13 protein-coding genes and 1 pseudogene are annotated in these 23,533 nt (G+C 37.2%); 10 read left to right on the forward strand and 4 right to left on the reverse strand.

The features are described from left to right. Window positions 1-222 precede the first annotated feature (222 nt). A complete protein-coding gene (locus tag A9G32_RS05900; protein ID WP_034910602.1) occupies window positions 223-555 on the forward strand; it encodes a DMT family transporter in 333 nt (110 codons plus the stop codon). 91 nt (window positions 556-646) lie between these two features. Here the strand turns inward: A9G32_RS05900 and priC are convergent, their stop codons facing one another. Next, window positions 647-1,150: a primosomal replication protein PriC gene (gene priC / locus A9G32_RS05905; RefSeq protein WP_065589141.1), complete on the reverse strand. Its 504-nt coding sequence runs from the start codon at window positions 1,148-1,150 to the stop codon at window positions 647-649. 5 nt (window positions 1,151-1,155) lie between these two features. Next, on the reverse strand, window positions 1,156-1,620 hold the full coding sequence (gene yfbV, locus A9G32_RS05910; protein WP_065589140.1) for a terminus macrodomain insulation protein YfbV: 465 nt from the start codon (window positions 1,618-1,620) through the stop codon (window positions 1,156-1,158). 195 nt (window positions 1,621-1,815) lie between these two features. On the opposite strand from yfbV, the gene A9G32_RS05915 reads away from it, so the two are divergent. Together A9G32_RS05915 and pta are read left to right on the forward strand one after the other, a co-directional pair. Continuing rightward, window positions 1,816-3,021, forward strand: a complete 1,206-nt coding sequence (locus A9G32_RS05915) for an acetate kinase (RefSeq protein WP_065589139.1) — start codon at window positions 1,816-1,818, stop codon at window positions 3,019-3,021. A gap of 66 nt (window positions 3,022-3,087) precedes the next feature. Next, window positions 3,088-5,238 (forward strand): phosphate acetyltransferase, encoded by a 2,151-nt coding sequence (gene pta / locus A9G32_RS05920; RefSeq protein WP_065589138.1) that lies wholly within the window; start codon window positions 3,088-3,090, stop codon window positions 5,236-5,238. 223 nt (window positions 5,239-5,461) lie between these two features. On the opposite strand, the gene A9G32_RS05925 is transcribed toward pta, so the two are convergent. Both A9G32_RS05925 and A9G32_RS05930 read right to left on the reverse strand, forming a co-directional pair. After that, on the reverse strand, window positions 5,462-5,929 hold the full coding sequence (locus A9G32_RS05925; protein ID WP_065589137.1) for a MarR family winged helix-turn-helix transcriptional regulator: 468 nt from the start codon (window positions 5,927-5,929) through the stop codon (window positions 5,462-5,464). Window positions 5,930-5,932: 3 nt separating this feature from the next. Continuing rightward, window positions 5,933-6,364 (reverse strand): hypothetical protein, encoded by a 432-nt coding sequence (locus A9G32_RS05930; protein ID WP_065589136.1) that lies wholly within the window; start codon window positions 6,362-6,364, stop codon window positions 5,933-5,935. Between the two features lie 258 nt (window positions 6,365-6,622). On the opposite strand from A9G32_RS05930, the gene guaA reads away from it, so the two are divergent. The 7 genes and pseudogenes from guaA to A9G32_RS05965 all read left to right on the forward strand — a co-directional run. Next, window positions 6,623-8,206, forward strand: a complete 1,584-nt coding sequence (guaA, locus tag A9G32_RS05935) for a glutamine-hydrolyzing GMP synthase (protein WP_065589135.1) — start codon at window positions 6,623-6,625, stop codon at window positions 8,204-8,206. Window positions 8,207-8,610: 404 nt separating this feature from the next. Next, window positions 8,611-10,305: a ShlB/FhaC/HecB family hemolysin secretion/activation protein gene (locus tag A9G32_RS05940; protein WP_081296772.1), complete on the forward strand. Its 1,695-nt coding sequence runs from the start codon at window positions 8,611-8,613 to the stop codon at window positions 10,303-10,305. A 97-nt stretch (window positions 10,306-10,402) separates the two neighbouring features. Beyond that, complete coding sequence (locus tag A9G32_RS05945) at window positions 10,403-20,566, forward strand: two-partner secretion domain-containing protein (protein ID WP_065640656.1); 10,164 nt, start codon at window positions 10,403-10,405, stop codon at window positions 20,564-20,566. A gap of 10 nt (window positions 20,567-20,576) precedes the next feature. Beyond that, entirely contained in the window at window positions 20,577-20,780 is a 204-nt protein-coding gene (locus A9G32_RS05950) for a hypothetical protein (protein ID WP_065590673.1), read from the forward strand. Window positions 20,781-20,881: 101 nt separating this feature from the next. Then, the gene (locus A9G32_RS05955) at window positions 20,882-21,985 is read left to right on the forward strand and encodes a VENN motif pre-toxin domain-containing protein (RefSeq protein WP_065590672.1); all 1,104 of its coding nucleotides are present in this window, start codon (window positions 20,882-20,884) and stop codon (window positions 21,983-21,985) included. Continuing rightward, entirely contained in the window at window positions 21,985-22,395 is a 411-nt protein-coding gene (locus A9G32_RS05960; protein WP_065590671.1) for a DUF3969 family protein, read from the forward strand. The genes A9G32_RS05955 and A9G32_RS05960 overlap by 1 nt, the downstream gene beginning before the upstream one ends. A 311-nt stretch (window positions 22,396-22,706) precedes the next feature. After that, window positions 22,707-23,533 (forward strand): annotated as a pseudogene (locus tag A9G32_RS05965) (hypothetical protein); the annotation flags it as partial.

Below are 23,533 nucleotides of genomic sequence, written 5' to 3' on the forward strand. Positions count from 1 at the left end.
TATTTTTTAAAATGGAAACCTAAGCTATCATAAAGCTTTTCCTTTCCAAGCGTTAATAGCTATCTATCTTTACCTCTTCATCACAATTAATGATATTAAAACAAAGCAAAACTATATTTTTCATCTATCAATGTTTAACAGTTAATTAGATATTGATGGTTATAAGATTTCAACATTAATTTTAGGTAATCGGCTTTTTATTTAACGACTATAGGTATTAAGATGAATTCATATTTATTACTTTTTTTTGCAATTATTTGTGAAGTTGTTGCAACTTCTTCATTAAAACTATCTGATGGATTTACCAATCTTATCTATTCCATCATTACCATTGTGGGCTATAGCGCTTCGTTTTATTTACTCTCATTAGCACTAAAAACTATTCCCGTAGGTATTGCTTATGCTATCTGGTCTGGAATTGGAATTGTATTAATAAGCTTAATTGCATGGGTTTTTCTAAAACAAACTTTAGATTTTGCAGCTTTAGTTGGTATGGGGTTTATTATGTTTGGTGTTGTGATTATTAATTTATTTTCAAAAGTATCAGGGCATTGATTAATCGTAAATTAACTATAGGATAAATCCAAATAAAACTGTTCAATCAAATGAATGAGATCAGATTAAAGTTAGGAAAGTATGAAATTTATTAATTGATATCATTCTCAATTTCAAATTCAATCTTTTTAATTGCTTGTTCACAGCGGTAAATTCGGTTATCAATTGCGGCGATTTTACTTTGATTGATAATTTCGGGCGATAGCTCTAGTTCGTATTTCATATTTTGTAGTCGGCGCAAGTAATCTAGGTGACGCATATGTTTTTGGGCTAAGGTTTCTGCAATAATATTTTGGAACCCTTTTTTGCGTAGGTTTTGGGTTGCTAGTTCACGCGTTAGGGCTGCAATTTGGTTAACTAACTTGTCAGATAAAAAAGTTATTTGTTCAACTTTTTCTAATTTTATGTTAGCAACTAATACTTGATAAGTTTGTTTGATTTTTTCAAGGTAAAACGTTTTATCTGTTACAACTTTATTAGTTTGAAATAGTTGCTCGTCAAAATAAGGTTCTTGAAATAGTTGCTCGTTTGCTAAATTAATTTGCTGTTCTAATTTGTCAATTTGTTTTTGTAGTATAGTGAGTAAATTTGCCATTGTGATTATTCTTTATAATAAGTTGAGCTATCATTGTCTTGACCGAAATAATCACCTAAATGTAATTTGGCTAGGTTGATAATTTTCATAAATGCTTCAAATGTTAATTTATTGTCATCTAAACTATTTTTTTCGGCAATAATTTTTTTAGCAATTAATTTTATTTTTAATTGGTTATAACAGTCAATTAAATTAAGTGGTAAGGGCGATAGAGCACGTTTTCCTAGCCAAAATATTCCTTGCAAAGGCATGCTTAAGGTGAATAGTATGGTTATTATTGTTACAGCAATTTGTGCCGGTATAAAATACTGCCAAAGGAGTAAGCCAATAATGATAGAAGGCAAGTATTTATTTGTGGTTTTTATGTAGTTAATAATTTTTAATTCAGGAAATGAATGTGCTAATTTTTTGTCTACTGGGCAAAGCTTCATATACCTTTGACCTGCTTTAAATGTGGTTATTAAATTCATATTATTGTGATTCCTCGACATTCACTTCTTATTGTCTTAAAATAGTGCCATTCAAATTGGGGACTCTCTCTATTTTATCTCAAAAAACAAGATATCAGAAGTCACCTTAGCGTAGTCACATTGATTTTAAATCATGTGTTGAGTTACCAATTTTGATTGGTATATGTCTTTATTATTCAATTTATAGGAATTACTATGTCATCAAGTAATAACGCTCTTGTTCTTAATTGCGGAAGTTCATCATTAAAATTTGCCATTATAAACCCTGAAAATGGTGATGAGTTTTTATCTGGTTTAGCTGAATGTTTTCATCTTCCTGATGCTCGTATTAAGTGGAAGCTTGATGGTGTTAAGAACGAAGCTTCTTTAGGCGCTGGTGCAGCACACAGTGAAGCAATTCGTTTTATTGTTAATAGCATCTTTCCACAAAAGCCAGAATTATTAGATAGCATTAAATCGATTGGTCACCGTATTGTTCATGGTGGCGAAAAATATACCCAGTCAGTTGTTATTGATGATTCAGTATTAAAAGGAATTGAAGAAGCATCTGCTTTTGCGCCGTTACATAATCCTGCACATTTAATCGGTATTCGTGAAGCATTTGCTGCGTTCCCACACCTAAAAACTAAAAACGTTGCAGTGTTTGATACTGCATTCCATACAACAATGCCAAAAGAAGCTTATCTATATGCTCTTCCAAACGAACTTTATACTAAACACGGTGTTCGTCGTTATGGTGCGCATGGCACTAGCCATTATTATGTTAGTCGCGAAGCTGCTAAATTATTAAATAAACCAGTTGACCAAACTAATGTTATTACTTGTCATTTAGGTAATGGCGCATCAATTACAGCTGTTAAAAATGGTAAATGTGTTGAAACTTCAATGGGTTTAACTCCGCTTGAAGGCTTGGTGATGGGTACACGTAGTGGTGATATCGATCCAGCTATTATGTTCTTCTTACATGATAACTTAAAAATGTCTGTTGCTGATATTAATAACCTTTTAAACAAAAAATCTGGTTTATTAGGTTTGACTGGTGTGAGCAGTGATTGCCGTTATGTAACCGATAATTACGATAAAGACGAAAACGCTAAAAATGCTTTAGATGTTTTTGTTCATCGCTTAGTAAAATATATCGGCGGCTATGCTATGCTTTTAGATGGTCGTTTAGATGCTATCGTGTTTACTGGAGGTATCGGTGAAAACTCAGAAGAAGTGCGTCGTATGGCATTACAAAAATTAGGAATTCTTGGTTTTGAACTTGATCAAGAACGTAACCTTGCAGCTCGTTTTGGTAAGGGTGGCAAAATTACTAAAGATGGTTCAGCTATTGCGATGGTTATTCCAACCAATGAAGAACTTGTCATTGCTCAAGATGCTGCGCGTCTAACTGCTTAATAAATATTCAAAACCGCCTAAATGGCGGTTTGTTTTTATACAATAAAGATTTAAGAGGTAATAATTATGTCTCGTACAATTATGCTCATCCCAACTGGCACTAATGTCGGGTTAACAGGTGTGAGTCTGGGCGTTATTCGAGCTATGGAGCGTCAAGGTATTAATTTAAATGTGTTTAAACCTGTCGCGCAACCAAGAGCTGGTGGCGATGCGCCAGATAATACCACAACCCTAGTGAGCAACAATACATCAATTCCAACACTAAAACCGCTTAAAATGAGCCATGTTGAAAACCTATTAGGTTTAAATCAACAAGATGTGTTAATGGAAGAAATCGTTGCCCTTTATGCCGAAAATACTAAAGGAGCTGATGTTGTTTTAGTTGAAGGTATTGTGCCAACATCTGATTATCCTTTTGCTAATGAACTTAATAATAATATTGCTAAAACTCTTGGCGCCGAAATTATTTTTGTAGTTAATATGGGCAAAGATACGCCAGAACAACTTAGAGATCGTATTGAAATTGCTCGTTCTAACTTTGGTGGTATTAAAAATGATAAAATCGTCGGTGTGATTGTTAATAAAGTTAATGCGCCAGTTGAAGAGCAAAATCTTGCTCGTCCTGATGTTGCTGAAATTTATCATACCCCTAAATTTGATGATAAGAAAATTACTATCGATGATTTAAATGCACACAGTCCATTGCCTGTTCTTGGTTGTATTCCTTGGAATATTGATCTAAGTGCTTGTCGTGCTATAGATATTGCTAAGCATTTTGATGCAAAAATCATTAACGAAGGTTGTATTAAAAATCGTCGTATTAAACATGTGTCTTTCTGCTCTCGCAGCGTACCAAATATTATTAACCACCTACAACCAAATGCACTTTTAGTGACTTCTGCTGATCGTGCTGATGTGTTAGTTACTATCAGTTTAGCGGCAATGAATGGTGTGGCAATTGGTGGTGTACTCCTAACTGGTGGTTATGAAATCGACGATAAAATTGCAAAATTATGCCAACCTGCATTTGATACTGGTTTACCTGTATTTACAGTTAAAACCAACACTTTCCAGACATCGATTAGTCTACAACAATTTAATTTAGAAATTCCTGCTGACGATAAAGAACGTATGGAAAACACCCAAAATTATGTAGCTGATCATATTGATGCTAAATGGATTAAATCATTAAATGAAGTAGTGAATTCTGCACGTCGCTTGTCTCCTCCTGCATTTCGTTATCAATTAACTGAACTTGCACGTAATGCGAAAAAAGTAGTGGTATTACCAGAAGGTGACGAACCAAGAACAGTTAAAGCAGCTGCAATTTGTGCTGAACGTAACATTGCAAAATGTGTTCTTATTGGTAATCCTGACGAAGTGCGTAAAGTTGCCGCTTCACAAGGCGTGACTTTAGGTCAAGGAGTAGAGATCGTTGATCCTGAAAATATCCGTGAAAAATATGTTCCTCGCCTAGTTGAATTACGTAAAAACAAAGGGATGACTGAAGTTATTGCTCGTGAGCAATTGGCTGATAATGTCGTATTGGGTACCATGATGCTTGAAGCTAATGAAGTTGATGGTTTAGTTTCAGGTGCTGTACATACAACCGCTAATACTATTCGTCCACCGTTACAATTAATTAAAACTGCACCAGGTAGTTCTCTTGTTTCATCGGTATTCTTTATGTTAATGCCTGATCAAGTGTATATTTATGGTGACTGTGCAATTAATCCAGATCCAAACGCACAAGAGTTAGCCGAAATTGCCATTCAGTCAGCTGATACAGCAATCGCCTTTGGTATTGAACCTCGCGTTGCGATGATCTCATACTCAACAGGTAGTTCTGGTCAAGGTGCTGATGTTGAAAAAGTGAAAGAAGCAACTCGCATTGCTCAAGAAAAACGTCCTGATCTAATGATTGACGGCCCATTACAATATGATGCAGCGGTAATGCCTGATGTAGCTAAATCAAAGGCGCCTAATTCACAAGTTGCAGGTAAAGCTACTGTATTTATTTTCCCTGATCTTAATACAGGTAATACTACATATAAAGCAGTACAACGTTCAGCTGATCTTGTTTCGATTGGTCCTATGCTACAAGGCATGCGTAAACCTGTGAATGATTTGTCTCGTGGTGCATTAGTTGACGATATTGTCTACACTATTGCATTAACCGCAATTCAATCAGCACAAGAACAAAATGCTACAAAATAAGTTTAGCAAAACGTTTTAACGATTGATAAAAGGTGATGCAATATCACCTTTTTTAATTAAATTTAACCAAGTAATGAGTTTTAAAAGCTCGAGTTATAAAGATTCAGTTTTAAAGTATTTTGTTCTAGAAATTTGAGACAAGGTCTCCAAAAACTTATTTTAAGTCAAGTCCAAGCATTCAACGTTGATAAAAACAATAAATAATAAAAATTTATAAATGATGTTATCCCTTCATGTTGGTTTTTAATAGTGTTAATAACATTTCCATAAATTGTTCTTTATCACCTTGTAATGTTGAAAAAAAATCTTTATCTATTTGTTCAACTAAAGGTACAGTTTCATTTGCTTTATTCAATCCTTTTTGTGTTAATTGAATGGATTTTGCTCGACTATCTTTAATTGAGCAAGAGCGTTTTATATAATCCTTTTTTTCTAAATTCTCTAATATTTGGGAAATTGTCATCACATCGATATTTGTTTTATTTGATAAAATAATTTGTGTTATTTCATCTAGTCGCTGTGATAGATAAGCAAGCGTTGCAAGCACTATAAATTGAGGATGAGTGATAGACTGTTTTTTCAAGCAATTTTTGATATTCGTATGCCAGGACGAATAAGTTTTCATAAAAATAAAACCAATAGATTCAGAATCAGTTTGGAATTGAGTCAAAAACTTATTGTCCTTTGTCATAATTTACCCTTCAACTAAGCCATTTAATTTGTAAGTTTTATCTATAATATCATCCGAAATCTGTTTTATAAAATCATAGGATGCTTTAGTATCCATTTTTGGATCCGGTTTTAGAGAAATTTCTGATTTTAATGCATATTGATTATGCGATATTTCAATAATTTGATGTGAGAAAAACAGTAAACCTATTTCAGGCATATCAAATTGCTCTGTAAATTCTTGCTTATCAATAATCTTTGATAAAGTCACTTCCATTTCCGGTATATTTTGTAATTTGAAAATACCTTTAGACCCTGTTTTTAAGTCACCAAATATACCAAAGTCTTCAAGATCAGTTTCCCATAATTTTCTTAAATTAAGATCAGTATAGTATTGCCAAATTTGAGTTGGCTTAGCTTTGGTTGGTAATATGAAAGAAATTGAAATGGTATTCATAGCGTCTCCTTTTGATAAGTTAACTTATTATAAGCCTACTTATTAATTAAGTAAAGAGAATTTAATTTTTTTGATTTGTTGACCTATTACAAGGTTAATTTGATGACCATGATATTGAATTCTGTAATAAGATGATTTCAAAATTATTAATAATATAAAATATTTATAATTGTTTTTAATTAATGCTCTCAATTTAATTGGTAAATGGTACAATATCAGCCTGATTTTGTATTAGTTCATAGTTTAGGAATAAAATTGATGAAAAAAGACATCCACCAACAGCGCATATTAATCCTCGATTTTGGTTCACAAGTTACTCAATTAATTGCTCGACGTATTCGTGAAATTGGTGTGTACTGTGAACTTTGGCCGTGGGATGTATCAGAAGAGAAAATCAAACAATTTAATCCTAAAGGTATTATTTTATCAGGTGGTCCTGAAAGTACCACCGATGATAATAGTCCTCGTGCTCCCGAGTATGTTTTTAATGCTGGCGTACCTGTTTTGGGTATTTGTTATGGCATGCAGACTATGGCAATTCAAGTTGGTAAAGGCGGTCAAGTCACTGGCTCTAACCAACGTGAATTTGGTTATGCTAAAGTGGATCTTATTGGATCGTCAAAATTAACTGATGGTATTTTGGATAGTACAAGCGAACAAGGCATTAATCAACTTGATGTCTGGATGAGCCACGGTGACAAAGTAACAACCTTGCCTGATTGTTTTACACTAATTGGTCGTACTGAAACTTGTCCATTTGCTATTATGGCTAATGACGAAAAACAATTTTATGGCGTTCAATTTCATCCAGAAGTAACTCATACTGTAAAAGGTTTCGAGTTATTGCAACGTTTTGTGATTGATATTTGTCACTGCGAAAAACTTTGGACACCATCTTCAATTATTACCGATGCTATTGCTCGAATTAAAGAACAGGTTGGCAATGACAAAGTATTACTTGGCTTATCAGGAGGGGTTGATTCTTCTGTTACAGCATTGCTATTGCACCAAGCCATTGGCGATCAATTAACTTGTGTATTTGTTGATCATGGTTTGTTACGCTTGAACGAAGCTCAACAAGTTATGGATATGTTTGGTAATAAATTTGGCTTAAATATCATAGCTGTAAATGCTGAAGATCGCTTTTTAGCTGCACTAAAAGGTGAAGCAGATCCTGAAGCAAAACGTAAAATTATCGGGCGTGAATTTGTTGCTGTATTTGATGAAGAGGCGGCAAAATTAAAAGATGTAAAATGGTTAGCTCAAGGTACTATCTATCCAGATGTTATTGAATCGGCTGCTGCTGATACTGGCAAAGCCCATGTAATTAAATCACATCATAATGTAGGCGGATTACCAGAAGATATGAAAATGGGCTTAGTTGAGCCACTGCGCGAATTATTTAAAGATGAAGTCCGTAAAGTTGGTTTAGAACTTGGATTACCTTATGACATGCTTTACCGTCATCCATTTCCTGGTCCAGGTCTTGGCGTGCGTGTACTTGGTGAGGTTAAAAAAGAGTATTGCGACTTGTTACGTCAAGCTGATGCTATTTTTATTGAAGAACTTTATAAAGCTAATCTATACCACAAAGTAAGTCAAGCCTTTACTGTGTTCTTACCTGTTCGTTCAGTAGGTGTAATGGGGGATGGTCGTAAATATGATTGGGTTGTATCCTTGCGTGCAGTTGAAACTATCGACTTTATGACGGCTCATTGGGCTCAGTTACCTTATGATTTCCTAGGACGAGTTTCAAATCGAATTATCAACGAAGTTAATGGTATTTCTCGTGTCGTATATGATATAAGCGGAAAACCGCCAGCGACTATTGAATGGGAATAATTGTATTTAATATCACGTAATCTCATATTGTCTTTTTTTGTTATTTTAAGCCTTGTTTGTCAAGGCTTTTTAACCTCATTTAATCCCACTTAGACTCAACTTTTTTAGAGGTATCTTTAATCAGGAATAAATACACTAACAAAAACTAAGTTTAAATTAGTAAAACAAAAGGAAAAAATAAAAATCCATTTTGATTGTATGTTGCATTTTCTAAAATTGGGATAAAATCCTTTTCCAAATTAGGTATTTGATAAAGTACTATCGACAATCGCAAAACAAACAAATATAAAATAAATAATATTTATCAAATTTTAACATAGACATTTAACGTCATTTACTTTTACATTCGTTGCGTAAATTTTGTGTAATATTTGGGTGAATATCGAGCTAAAAAGAGTGTTTAGATGAAAAAATATTTATTAAGTTTTGTAATAGTAATCTCTCCTGTATCTATTTTGTTGGCATTGCCAGCCCAAACCCAAACGCAAACTCTTAGCGACCAGCAGTTAATTCACCAGCAAGATCGTCAAAAAGCGCTAGAAGATTTATTAAATCCAACCTCTCCTGATATTCATTTATTACCGCCAAGTAAAACCGTTGGCGAGATAAACTTTCCTGTTGAGTCATTATGTTTCAATATTAATCGAGTTGAATTAATTGATCGTGACAAATTACCTTGGTTTATCCCTTTAAAAAAACTTGCTCAACAAGCAGAGCATCGTTGTTTGGGAGGGGAAGGTATTAATTTATTGATGAGTCAACTGCAAGACCGATTGGTAAGTTATGGTTTTATTACAACCCGAGTGGTTGCGCCAGAGCAAGATTTAGCGGATGGAACGTTAAAATTATTGCTTGTTGAAGGAAAAGCTAGGCACGTTAACTATAGTGATGATAGTGATAAATATGCGCAGCTTTATAGTGCCATGCCAGTTAGAGAAGGCAAAACACTCAATTTACGCGATATTGAGCAAGGGCTTGAAAATTTACAACGTTTGCCCACCGTAAGTGCGCAGATGCAGTTAGTCCCCGGAGACAAACCAGGTGAAAGCGATATAGTTATTAGCCGCAAGCAAAGTAAGATGTGGCGCATTGGTTTATCGGTTGATGATTCAGGTACAAAGACGACAGGTCGGGATCAAGGTGGTGCGACGATTTATTTGGATAACTTATTATCATTAAGTGATTCTTTTTATGCATCAGGGGGACATGATTTAAACGGCAAAGGTAAATATGGTTCACGTAACTATTTATTATCGTATTCTGTGCCATGGGGATATTGGTTGTTTAATGCTTCGTTATCGGGGAGTAAATATCATCAAACGGTAGCGGGACAAAATGAAGATTACAAATACAGTGGCCGCAGTCGGAATGCAAACGTACAGCTCAGTCGAGTGATTCATCGAAATGAATCACAAAAAACGACATTAAGTTATGGCATTAGCTTACGACAATCGCATAACTATATCAATGAAACGGAAATCGAAATCCAGCAAAGAAAGACCACAAACTGGCAATTAGGTTTACAACATCGGCATTATATTAACGATATAGTATTGGATGCGGGCGTGTCATATCAAAAAGGCGTGAGGTGGTTCAATGCACAAAAAGCGCCAGAGGAGCTTAATCCGGAAGATAACGGTAGTGCATTATCGAATATTTTTTTAGTTAACTTTGCGGCCAATATTCCTTTTCATTTAGGCGAGCAGCAATATCGTTATCATATCAACTATCAAGGTCAATACACTCGAGGCGAGCGTTTGACTTCACCAGACCAGTTTTCGATAGGCGGGCGTTGGAGTGTACGCGGTTTTGATGGTGAATTAACCTTAAAAGCGGATCGAGGTTGGTATGTTCGTAATGAGCTTGCTTGGCAAGCACCGTTTAATCATGAGCCTTACTTAGGGATTGATACGGGTGGAGTATCAGGGGCAAAAAGTGAATATTTGTTGGGGAGGCACCTAACGGGAGGTGTTATTGGTATCAGAGGTAATAATTTTGGATTTTACTATGACCTTTTTGCGGGGAAGCCAATACGAAAACCCAAAGGTTTTAACACTAACCCATTAGTCTTAGGATTTAGTGTCAATTGGAATTATTAATATTACATGACGATTAAATAGTCAAAAAGAGAGAAGTAAAGCAAGATAAATACAGAATCAATATTAGAAAAGATAATATAGAGAAAGGAATTAAGCGATGAATAAGAAGTTATACCGAGTTATTTTTAACAAAAAACGTGGCATGCAGATGGTCGTTGCGGATATAACTAAAACACCGATAGGTAGTGAACAAACTTCATCAACAAGAGAGCCAGCCAGTTTCAAATCGCTTTTTGCTAAATTAAGGCCGATAACCTTTCTTGTATCTATTTCGTTAGGATTTGTGAGTATTAGCGCTCCAGTTTATGGCAACCACATCGTTCCAGACCATCAAGCCAGCAAACATCAACAGCCTCTGATTGGCTCAACGGCCAATGGCACAACGCAGATTAATATTCAAACGCCGAATAAGAAAGGGGTATCACATAATAAATACCAACAGTTTGATGTATCGAAGCAAGGTGTCATTTTAAATAACAGTAGCAAGGCTAGCAAAACACAGATTGGGGGGTATGTTCAAGGTAATGAGCTATTAAATGCCACAGGGAGTGCTAAAATTATTTTAAACGAAGTCAACTCACGCAATCCTAGCCAATTAAATGGGGTGGTTGAAGTAGCGGGTCAAAAGGCACAAGTTATCATTGCCAACCCATCGGGAATAACTTGTAATGGTTGTGGATTTATTAATGCTAGTCGTGGCACGCTAACGACGGGAAAGCCGATAATAGAAAATGGCGATTTGACGGGTTATCAGGTTGAACAAGGTCATATAGCGGTAACAGGTAAAGGATTTGACAGTTCAACGCAAAGTTATACGGATTTAATTGCACGCACGGTATCGATAAACTCAGCGGTTTGGGCGAATGACTTAAATGTAGTGACGGGTCGCAATAAAGTCAGCCAAGACACCCAAAAAATCACACCATTGGATGAACAGGTAGGCGACAAACCTGAAGTATCGATAGATGTTTCAGCATTGGGAGGGATGTATGCAGGCAAAATCAACCTAGTGGGCACTGAAAAGGGGGTTGGTGTACATAATGCAGGAGAATTGGGTGCGAGTGTTGGCAATATAACCCTAACGGCGGAAGGTAAAATAATTAATACGGGGTCGATACAGACTCAGCAAGATATCCGTTTAAGCAGTCGAAACGACATTCACAACAGTAAGCAAATATACAGCAAACAAAACATCAAGTTAAACAGTGAAAAATCAATAGTCAATGAAGGAACATTAGTTGCAAAAAATGATATTACACTTAAAGCTTCGGAAATAAATAGTACTCAAAAAAGCACTATTGCCGCGGGGATTGATGAAAAGGGAAAATTAACACAAAAAAGCAATATTACCGCAGATGCCAATAATATTTCACTCACGGGTAAAAATCTGGCAGGTCAACACGTTAAAGTTAATGCACAAAAGAATATTAATCTAGCCAACAGCCAGAATATTGCTGAATCGGTCACGTTGACTGCTGAAAATATTGATATCAACACAGCAACAATTCATAGTAAAAAAGATATCCTTCTACAGGCGAATAATTCCATTGATAGCCGCCATTTGCAAGCTAAAACTAATGCATCTTATTTAGCTAATGGGAACGTAATTGATAACCAACAATCTGTCATATTGGCAAAAGGGGATATTGCCTTTAATGGCAGTAGTATCAATAATGCTCAATCAAAACTCAATGCAGGTAATAAAATTAATTTTAATGCAGGGAGTTTTATTGATAATCGCAAGTCAATGCTTTTGGCGGAAGGGGCGATTAATTTAGAAGGGCAGCATATTACTAATAACGAATCATTATTAGTCACTAATGATGGTTTACAAATAAAATCTGATACATTAGAAAACCAGAAATCCACATTACAATCGAAAAAAGATTTAACTATTGATAGCCATCAGTTTAATAATCAGCAGTCTGAGTTATTAACTGAAGGTGTTTTAACTGTTCATGCCAATCAAATCAACAACCAAAAAGCGGCGTTAAGAGCAAAAGGTGATATTAATATTAACAGCGAGCTAGTTGATAATCATTCGTCGACATTCCTTTCTGAAAAAACGATTAATATCAATGTTAAGCAATTTTTTAATCAATATGCAAAATTTACCGCACTACATAATATCGCTATTGATGGGCAACAGGTTAATAACCAATCTGCAGAATTAAAATCCAATGGGTATTTATCAATTAACTCAGCCGAACAAAACAATCAATCCGCACAATTACTGACTAATTCTGGCTTAACGCTACAAGGTAAAAATATAAATAATAATAATGCCGAGCTCAGTGCTAGCGATAGCATAGCGATAACAGCGGAGCAACTATGGGTTAATGAGAGCACATTAGTTAGCAATAATGATATCCATATTACCAGCTCACATATTGATGCGCAAAAATCAAAAGTTAAAACCAAAGGGAATATAAAACTTAATGCCTCAGATTATATTGATGCCACTGATGGCTTAATGGTGAGTGAAAAACAGTCAACCATTGAAGCAAACACAGTTAAATTAAATAAAGCAACCTTAAGCGCCAAAGATGACATAACCGTTACAGCCAATTCACAATTAGATAACAATAATGCCAAATGGATTAGTGAGGGCAATATTAGTGCTAATGCACAAACGATTAATAATCAGAATTCGTCAATATCAAGCTATAAAGATATTTATTTTAAAGCACCGTATTTAAATAATCATAACAGCAAATTGTTCAGTTATGGAAAAATTGATTTATTGTCAAACAATGTTAATAACCAAAATACCCAAATCAATGCATTAGCCGCTATTCATATTCAGGCTAACGACATTGACAACCAAAATGCACAAATCATTAGCCAGCAATCGATAAATATCGAAGGTAAGGACATTGATAACCGTCATTTGGCCATGCAATCGGGTAAGGCACTATCTATAATGGCTACCAATAAATTGGACAATACTGATGCGACACTAATTTCTAGTGACAAACTAGAGCTTGAGTCCTCGTTAATTGACAATCAACGTTCGAAAATCAAGTCTGGTCATGACCTGACTATGCAAGGTAAAACCATTGACAACCAACATAGCACCATGATTGCGGCAGGTGATGTTGCGTTTAATGCTGATGAGCAATTAGATAATCAAAATGCTGATATTCGAACGCAAAATAAAATCACTATGGCTGCCAAGCAAATTAATAATCAAAATAACTTATTGGTAGCGGGTAATAAAGTCACGCTTAATGCCGATGAACTTAATAGTCAGTCATCTATATTAAAAGCGGATGATAATATTGACATAAAAGCAAAAAAACTTAATAGCACATCGGCCAAATGGGTCAGTCAAAAGGCCATTACAATTGATAGTGATGAAATGAACAATCAGGCCGCGGTATTTAAAGCGGATAACGCTATCACCGTGAAAACCGATAAATTAAATAATAACGAGGCAACCTTAATATCGGGCGGCCAATTATCACTAACAACTAAAAAATTAACTAACCAATCGGCTTATTTTAATGCAGAAAAAGGTATTGATATTCAAAGTACTGAATTTGATAACCGATCAGCTACCTTAATTACAAATGATTCGATACAGATTGATGCTAATAAAACAAATAATCAAAATAGCACATTATCGGCTAAACAAAATATAACGGTAAACAGTGATGAAATAAATAATCAAGACGCCTTATGGTTAGCCGATAAACACATTTCGATCCATGCCAATAACCTTGATAATCATAATGCTGCCTTACAAGCAAAACAAGGTATGCAAATGGATGTCAATGCCCACCTAGCTAATCAACATGCAACGATTATCTCGGGGCAAGATGGTCTTATCATTCATGCGGATTCTTTAAATAATGAAGATTCCGAATTAAGCAGTAAAGGGGTATTGGCAATTACGGCCAATGATGTGAATAATCACCAAGCGCAATTAATCGCAGAAAGCGACCTAACAATTGAAGCAAATCACATCAATAATCAGTCTGCTAATATTCAGGCTAAAGGTGATATCACCTTAGATGGACAAACCATTGATAACCAACAAGCGAAATTGTTGGGCATGGGTAATATACGGTTACATGCAGAAAATAATTTAACCAATAATCATGCCAAGCTCATAGCGATGCAACAAATTCAATTGCAGTCTCATGGGGCTATTGATAATCAACACGCAACAACGACGGCCAATAATGGCATTTTAATTGAGGCCAATTCGATTAATAATAGCCAGTCAAAACTTGAAACGGCAAGTTTATTAAAGATTATTGCTAATACCATTACTAATCAGAATGCTAAATTTAATGCAGAAAAAATTGAGCTAAAAACACAATCACTTGAAAACCAACAAGCGGATATCATTGCCAAAACGTTATTACATATTCAAGCGGATGAAATAGCTAATAGCCAAGCACGTTTATTAGCTAATGATATTACTATTAACGCCAATCAACTTAGTGGTGATGGAGAACTGCTTGCTGAAAACAATATTGAGCTTAATTTAACGCATGGGTTTGATAACAAAAACAGCTTGCTAGCCAATAAAGATATATTAATCAATGCAAGCCATATTACCAATGACGGTAAAATCTCATCAGGTCAAGCCATTACCCTTAAGAGTGATAAAATTAAAAACACAGAAAAGGGTATTATCGAATCGGAGGAAATCAACACCAATAGTCGTGTATTGGAAAATAAAGGGCTTATTGATGGTGGCGAGGTCAATGTGAACGCTTCGCAGCGTTTTGACAATCTAGAGGGTGCACGTTTATATGGGGATTGGATTTCTATCAAAGCCCATGAGGTGAACAACCGTGCTGCTTCTTTATCCAGCCCCGTTGCACCCACTATTGCGGCAAGGGAAGCACTCTTATTGGATGTTGACACGTTAAATAACACCAATCACGCTTTGATACTCAGCTTAGGGGATATGTACATTGAGGGGCAAACATTAAACAACCACTCAGCACGGATTGAAGCGGCTGACGATATGGCCTTAAAAGTTAACCACATTAACAACATTAATGACCATATTGAAACTGAAGAGGTCTTGGTAGAAAGCCAACATATTGTTGAATATTCACCTCTCGGTGATGCTCGGCGATATAAACCCGATGAAGTCAGCATTCGCACTAGCCCTAAAAAGCGGCACAGATACCCTGTCTTGCATTCAAATAATGGCGCTTTTGATTCCACTCATAAGTATTATGAATATGATTACACAAGAAATATTTATGAAACTAAAATCAAAAGTACGGCACCGGCAGAAATCATCTCTGGTAAAGATTTGCGTATACAATCCGACCATTTAGAGAATGACAACAGTAAAATTGTTGCCGGTAATGCCTTAGATATTATGACCGGCACACTTAATAATCACTCATTAAAAGGCCAGCGCACCATTTCCGATACTGGCGATGAAATTTATCATTACCGAGAAAAAGAGAATAAGCACGGTAAAGCCGTATATAAAAAAAGAGCAGAGTGGAAAGATTATAAAAACCAATCCGTCACCACTATCGATCTTGAGCATGCCAAAATGGAGTCCCACACCAATGTGGATAAAACCCAAATTGACTTGCAGCAGCGAGAAGAAGAAAAAATTAGCGTAGGGCACATTGTTAATCCGATTGTAACCGAAGTCAAAACGGAAAAACATCTAGATAATTCCCTTGAAGCTATCATCAACAATGGTAAAGAAAAAGGCAATATCAATATTTCAACCGAACATCCATTGGATGATTTGCCTATCACAAACCCTATCCTTCAACCGGATAGCGTTGAAAAGCCAGATACCTCCATTATTGACACTAATCAAAAAGTGACCAGTGAAGATAGCCATCATTATGCGGATTCCATTATCTTTGTTGAGCCTAATTTGACCTTACCGCAAAATAGCTTATCAATCATTAATAAAGACCCGAAGAGCAATTATCTCGTCGAAACCGACAGCCGTTTTACCAATCGCAAAAAATGGTTAAGTTCCGATTACATGCTTAACCGCTTGCGGGTTGATCCGAATAATATTCAAAAACGGTTAGGGGATGGTTATTATGAGCAACAGTTAATTCGAGAGCAAATAACCGCCTTAACGGGCCATCGTTATATTGGCGATTACACCAGTGACCTTGAGCAATATAAAGCACTAATGAATGCGGGAGCCACGTTTGCTAAGCAGTACGGATTATCGATAGGTGCCTCGCTATCAGCGGAACAAATGAAAGCCTTAACCAGCGATATAGTTTGGCTAGAAAGTAAAACCGTAATGGTTGATGGAAAACCGGTATCGGTATTGGTGCCACAAGTTTACCTTGTTAACCGCCCGCAATTAACCTCAGACGGGGCATTATTATCGGGTAAAAGTGTCACGGTGCTAGCGGAGAAGGATATCGAATCATCGGGGACGATATTAGGTAAAAAACGGGTTGCCTTATTAGGTAATAACGTCAATAACCAAGGGCTGATTGATGCGGGTGCTATTATCATTCAAGCGAAAGATAGCATTAACAGCAGTGGCAAATTAAAAGCGGATAGATTGGCATATTTACAAGCGAATAACGACATCAACTTAAATAGCACCACCTCAACCACCGAAACGCATTACGGTGCGAGCAAAAGTAAAAACACCGTGATTGACCAGATTTCAAGTATCAGCGTCAATGATGGTGATATTTACTTAAAAGCGGGACATGACATCAACTTAGGCGCGGCCTTGTTGGTCAATGGCGGTGAAGAGGGCGTCACTAACGTCATTGCTGGGAACGACATCAATTTATCGACCTTGAAAACGCAAAGCTATCAAGACTCAATATGGAATAAAAATCACACCCGCAAGGTTGATATTGAAGAGGTGGTGGGCAGTGAAATTTTAACCAATGGCGACCTAAACTTAATTGCGGGGCATGATATTTTAGCGAAATCAGCGGAGCTATCGAGCGATAAGCGCATAAACCTATTAGCCAAACATGACATTGATATTGGCAGTGAACAAGAACGTTTACAGTTAACCGAGCATCACAAAACCAAAACGAAAGGGTTGCTTAATAAGGGTTCAATTACTGAAGATATAGCGGTCGACAACATCACCCAAAAAGGCAGTGGGATTTATGGTGATAAGGTAAACATTAATGCGGGTAACAATTTAACGGTCACGGGCAGTGAAGTGGTAGGTACGCACAATGTGCGTCTTGGTGCAGGTAAAGATATCACCATTGATGCGGCGGAAGAGTCGTATTACCGAAAACACGAAACCAAGACCAAAAAATCTGGGTTAATGGGCAGTGGTGGAATAGGCTTTACGGCAGGTAAAGAAAGCGAATCGTTAAAACAAACAAATACCGAACAAGCCTTTGTGGGCAGTGTTGTAGGTAGTACAAAAGGCAGTGTCAATATCCAAGCGGGTAAAGACCTAAGTATTAAAGGCAGTGATGTCATCGCCCAGCAAAATATCAAATTACAAGGCGAAAACGTCAATATCGAAGCATTAGATGCGAAAACGACGTATCAAGAAGAGTATGAGCGCAAAAAATCAGGGCTTACTGTTTCGATAACAGGCACGGCGAGTGATATTTACAATGCCAACCAAACCCGAGAGCAAGCGAAAAAGCAGACCAATGAAAAAACCAAAGCGCTGATGAATATTAAAGCGGGGTTACAAGCGGGTAATGCGGCGCTAGAGGGCGGTGCTAATTTACAAAATGGTACGCCACAAGCCTCGATTGGCATTAATGTCAGTTTGGGCAGTGAAAAAACCAAACGCACGGTAAACCAAGAGCAACACACCGTGGTAAGTAGTGGCGTCTCAGCGGGGCATAACCTCAGCATTATTGCGACGGGCAATGGTCAAAAAGAGAGTGGCGATATCAACATCATCGGCAGTCAGGTATCTGCAGGTCATGATGCGATGCTCAAAGCGAACCATGATGTTAACATCATTGGACAAGAAAACACGATAAAAACCGACAGCAAAGAAAAAAGCAGCAGTGGCTCGGTAGGCGTGGGCTATAACTTTGGTGGAGAAAAAAATGGCTTTACCATCTCGGCCAGTGCCAGCCAAAGCAAATCCCGCGAAAAAGGTAACGGTACCGATTGGACAGAAAGTGTGGTAGAGGCAGGCAATAAGCTCACGATTATCACGGGTAATGACGCCAACATTGTTGCAGGGCAAGTGAAAGGCGATAGGGTGGTGGCTGATATCGGTCATGACCTTAATATTGAATCGAAACAAGACAGCGACGAGTTCCACTCTAAAAGCACGTCAACCTCGGTAGGGGGGAGTTTTTCTTATGGAGGCTCAAGTAGTATTAATGCCTCGGCAAGCAAAACGAAAATGGACAGCAACTGGCAAAGTGTGACTGACCAATCGGGTATTTTTGCAGGCAGTGGTGGCTATGACATTAAGGTCGGGAACAACACCGACTTAAAAGGTGCGGTGATAGCCTCAGAAGCGAAAGACAAGAGCCAAAACCGCCTTGACACAGGCACAATCAGCTTTAGTGATATCGAAAACAAAGCGGACTACCAAGTCAGTAGTAGCAGTGCAGGGGTAAGCTCTAGCGGCATGCCATCGATGCCAACCAGTCGCAATAAAAACGAAAGCGAACAATCGACGACGCATTCAGCGGTATCGGAAGGGACGATAATTATCCGCAATAAGGATGACCAAAAACAAGATATCAACGAACTAAGCCGAGATACTGAGCAGGCGAATAACGAGCTCAAACACATTTTTAACAAACAAAAAGAGCAAGACATCATCGACCAAACGCAGTTAGTGAGTGAAATTGGTGGTGAAACGTTAACGATGCTTAATCATATTGACCGGATAAAAGCCGAATCCAAGGCAAAAGAAGCAGTAGAAAAAGAACAAGAAAAAGCCGCAGACAAAGGCATCGTTTTAACCGACAAGCAGCAACAAAAAATCTACGAAGACGCCTACAAAGAATCGATGAACCAAGGCATGTCAGCGATGGGCAGTGACACCCGTCAAGGCATTGACATGGCGGTTAGTATCATCAACGGCTTAATCAGTGGTGACATGACAGGGGCAGCCGCAGGGGCACTCGCGCCGAAGATAGCAACTATTATAAAACAGCATACGGAAGGTGATATAGTTGCCAATACCGTCAGCCATGCGATACTCGGTGCGGTGGTAGCCGAGCTACAAGGCAACTCTGCTTTAGTGGGTGGCTTGGGTGCTGCTGCAAGTGAACGTGGTGCTGAGGTTATTGCGGGTATCCTTTACCCCAACAAAGACATCAAAGACCTAAGTCAAGAAGAAAGACAACAAATCAGCGCTCTAACCCAACTAGCGACAGGTCTTGCAATAGCCGCTGCCGGTGGTGATATCCAAGATATCAATACAGGCGTTGCTGCGGGGAAAAATGCGGTTGAGAATAATGGATTAAGTTGGGCTGATGGTGGATTTGGTGGTGATTTTATAGGTCTTTCACCTGAAACAGGAGCCAATTATGAAGGTATCCTCCATGCCTCAGCAGCAGGTTATTTAACTCAAGAAGAAACAGAGGAAGCACTAGAAAGGCTCATAACAGGTAAAGATATGCCTAATGGTAGCGATTATGTTGAACTCTGGATGCGAGCCCCAGAGCAAATAGGTGCATTTTTACCCGGACCAATTAGTGCCGCTATGGCGGCACTTGCTATGGCTGATAAGTCTTTAACCGACACTGACAAAGCTGATTTGATTTCAGTATTAAATAAAGCTACAGGTGATTATTTATCTGGTGCAGATACTGAATCTTTATTAGAATTAAATACTGCTTTAAGTCGATTTGGTGCCAAAAGTACAAATAAACAATTCCAACAATTTATAAAAGAAAAAGTTGAGAATAATGTAGCAACATCTCAAAAAGGCAATAAATCAAGTAAGTTTGGCGAGCATGTAAAAAATGAAAATCAGATTACTGAAAATTGGAATAATACTAATCAGGCCCATAATGCGGCTAATTCGCCAAGACATAATGCAGAATTAGTAGGAAAAGAAATAGCCCATGGGCATGCTTATTATAAACATGTTATAAAGCAAGAAGAATTTAAAGATTTAGGTATTACAACAAAAGAACAATTTGCAAAACATATAGAAAATGTGGTTTCCAATTATACATCCTTTAAAGAGCTATCAGGAGGAAGAACTGCATATTGGCACGAGCAAACAGGAACAGTCGTTATTAGAAATCCAAAAGCAAAAGATGGTGGAACAGCATTTAGGCCCGTAGATAAACGTAAATACTTTGATGATTTGAGATAGAGGAAATAGAATGAAATTAATTCAATTAGATAATGAGCAATCAACAGTAATTTTATCGAAAGATGAGCTTTATATTATACGCTCAATTATTGGTGAAATATATTCCGGTGTATGTGTCGATTCTGAAGAGTTTGAAATGATCCATGGTATCGAAAAAGATAATGTTTTGAAATTGAAATATGATATTTATGAAATATATGACCAATTAAAATAAAGAAAAATATTATAAAAAGCCCTGCAAATGTAGGGCTTTATTTTTTATACTAGGTAAATATAATTTCGCAAAAAATCTACGAAGACGCCTACAAAAAGGCGATGAACGAAGGCATGTCAGCAATGGGCAGTGACACCCGTCAAGGTATTGACATGGCCGTTAGTATCATCAACGGCTTAATCAGTGGCGACATGGCAGGGGCAGCCGCAGGGGCACTTGCACCAAAAATTGCCACCATTATCAAACAACAGACCGAAGGAAACACCGTTGCCAACACCGTCAGCCATGCCATACTCGGTGCGGTGGTAGCCGAGCTACAAGGCAACTCTGCTCTAGTGGGTGGCTTAGGTGCTGCTGCAAGTGAACGTGGTGCTGAGGTTATCATGGGTATTCTTTACCCAGGTAAAACAGTAGCGGAATTATCACAAGAAGAAAGACAACAAATCAGCGCCCTATCACAGCTAGCGACAGGCCTTGCAATAGCCGCTGCCGGTGGTGATATCCAAGATATCAATACAGGCGTTGCTGCAGGGAAAAATGCGGTTGAGAATAATAATTTAGCTAGAGCCGCTTGGTATCTAGTACGTCCAAGTGAAATTGGTGGACCAGTTAGTATTAATGCGGTAGATGTATTAATGGCTGAAGGTCTTACAGCAGCAGAATCAAAAGCATTTTTAGAAAGCCTAAATTTGGAACAACGAAGACTAATTGAAATTGCATTAGTCGATCCAATGGGTGATGGGTTCTTTGAAGATGCAGTACTAAAAACTTATGAACGTTATTATAATGATTATCTAAAAGAGAAATATAATGATAATACGTTAACAGGAACTGGAAGTAGTACAGCTGGTGGTGCTCCGGGATTACCGCCTGATGATGACGATGATAATAGTAACCGAAATAAAAACAATAGTCAGAATGATGTTTCAAGAGATCCTAATGAAATTAAACATACTTATAATTCAATTAAGGATTCACCTAATTACCCAAAAGGGTTTAGAAGCGTGCAAAATGGCACAACGAAACATAATGTAAATAATGGTCAAGTTTTAAAAAATTTAAGAAAAATTGAACAAGGCCAATGGAAGAAAGTTTATCAAAATGGATATGATTCATCAGGAAATAGAGTTTCAATTCATTACTTTCAAAGTCAAAGTGGTAGAGTGTTTAATGTTAAAGTGAAGCCTGGGTGGAGTTTAAAATAATGAAATTAGAACTAACTACAAATGAATTAGATAAAATAGAATATTTTTCATCGATCATGCTTTTGGGTGTGATTGAGGCTATTTTAAACGAAAAAATAAGTATTGATGAAGCAGAAAAAATCTTCTTTTCTCCGAGTATTGCTGATAAATTAGAAAGAATGGGAATAGATCATTCTATCATTCAAGCGATATGGTTAGGTACTGAGCTAGAAGATATTTATAGTTTAATTCCGGAAAAATTAAATGAATCATTATTAGAAATTAAAAATATACTTTTAACAAAAATTCTATCTTATAAATTTGATTTATATAATTACTTAATAGATGATATGAGCATTAATTTAAGCTCTAACCATTATCAGATCATAACTCCTTTTCCTGATGATAAAGATGTTATTTTAGAGGACTAATTTGTAGTAACTCAAACTGACAATACTAACACTATCTTAGTGTGTTCGTTATTAAAAAGTGGCAGTTAATTCTGTCACTAAATCCGATAATTAATTTTTTAATTACTAATTTTGGCTTAGCACTGCTTTAACCATTATTATTTTTATACACCATTGTAGAAAATAAAGCCTACTTGTTGCATTGCGCATTGAGTCATATCTCCTTCTATCTAAAACATAAAAAATACATTAAGTTACTATTTTTACTTACAAAAAATTAGCCAGTAAAGTTATTGATTTTATTTTATTTAATTTTTTCTTGGTGTTTTTTTATGCTATCCGTGGCGGTGATAGCCTCAGAAGCGAAAGAGAAGAGCCAAAACCGCCTTGACACAGGCACAATCAGCTTTAGTGATATCGAAAACAAAGCGGACTACCAAGTCAGTAGTAGCAGTGCAGGGGTAAGCTCTAGCGGCATGCCATCGATGCCAACCAGTCGCAATAAAAACGAAAGCGAACAATCGACGACGCATTCAGCGGTATCGGAAGGGACGATAATTATCCGCAATAAGGATGACCAAAAACAAGATATCAACGAATTAAGTCATAATACTGAACAGGCGAATAACGAGCTCAAACACATTTTTAACAAACAAAAAGAGCAAGACATCATCGACCAAACGCAGTTAGTGAGTGAAATTGGTGGTGAAACGTTAACGATGCTTAATCATATTGACCGGATAAAAGCCGAATCCAAGGCAAAAGAAGCGGTAGAAAAAGAACAAGAAAAAGCCGCAGACAAAGGCATCGTTTTAACCGACGAGCAGCAACAAAAAATCTACGAAGACGCCTACAAAGAATCGATGAACCAAGGCATGTCAGCGATGGGCAGTGACACCCGTCAAGGCATTGACATGGCGGTTAGTATCATCAACGGCTTAATCAGTGGTGACATGACAGGGGCAGCCGCAGGGGCACTCGCGCCGAAGATAGCAACTATTATAAAACAGCATACGGAAGGTGATATAGTTGCCAATACCGTCAGCCATGCGATACTCGGTGCGGTGGTAGCCGAGCTGCAAGGCAACTCAGCTCTAGTGGGTGGCTTAGGTGCTGCAGCTAGTGAACGCGGTGCTGAAGTGATTGCGGGCATACTTTA

It is taken from the genome of Gilliamella sp. Gris3-2 (assembly GCF_001690345.1).
GTDB lineage: Bacteria > Pseudomonadota > Gammaproteobacteria > Enterobacterales > Orbaceae > Gilliamella > Gilliamella bombi.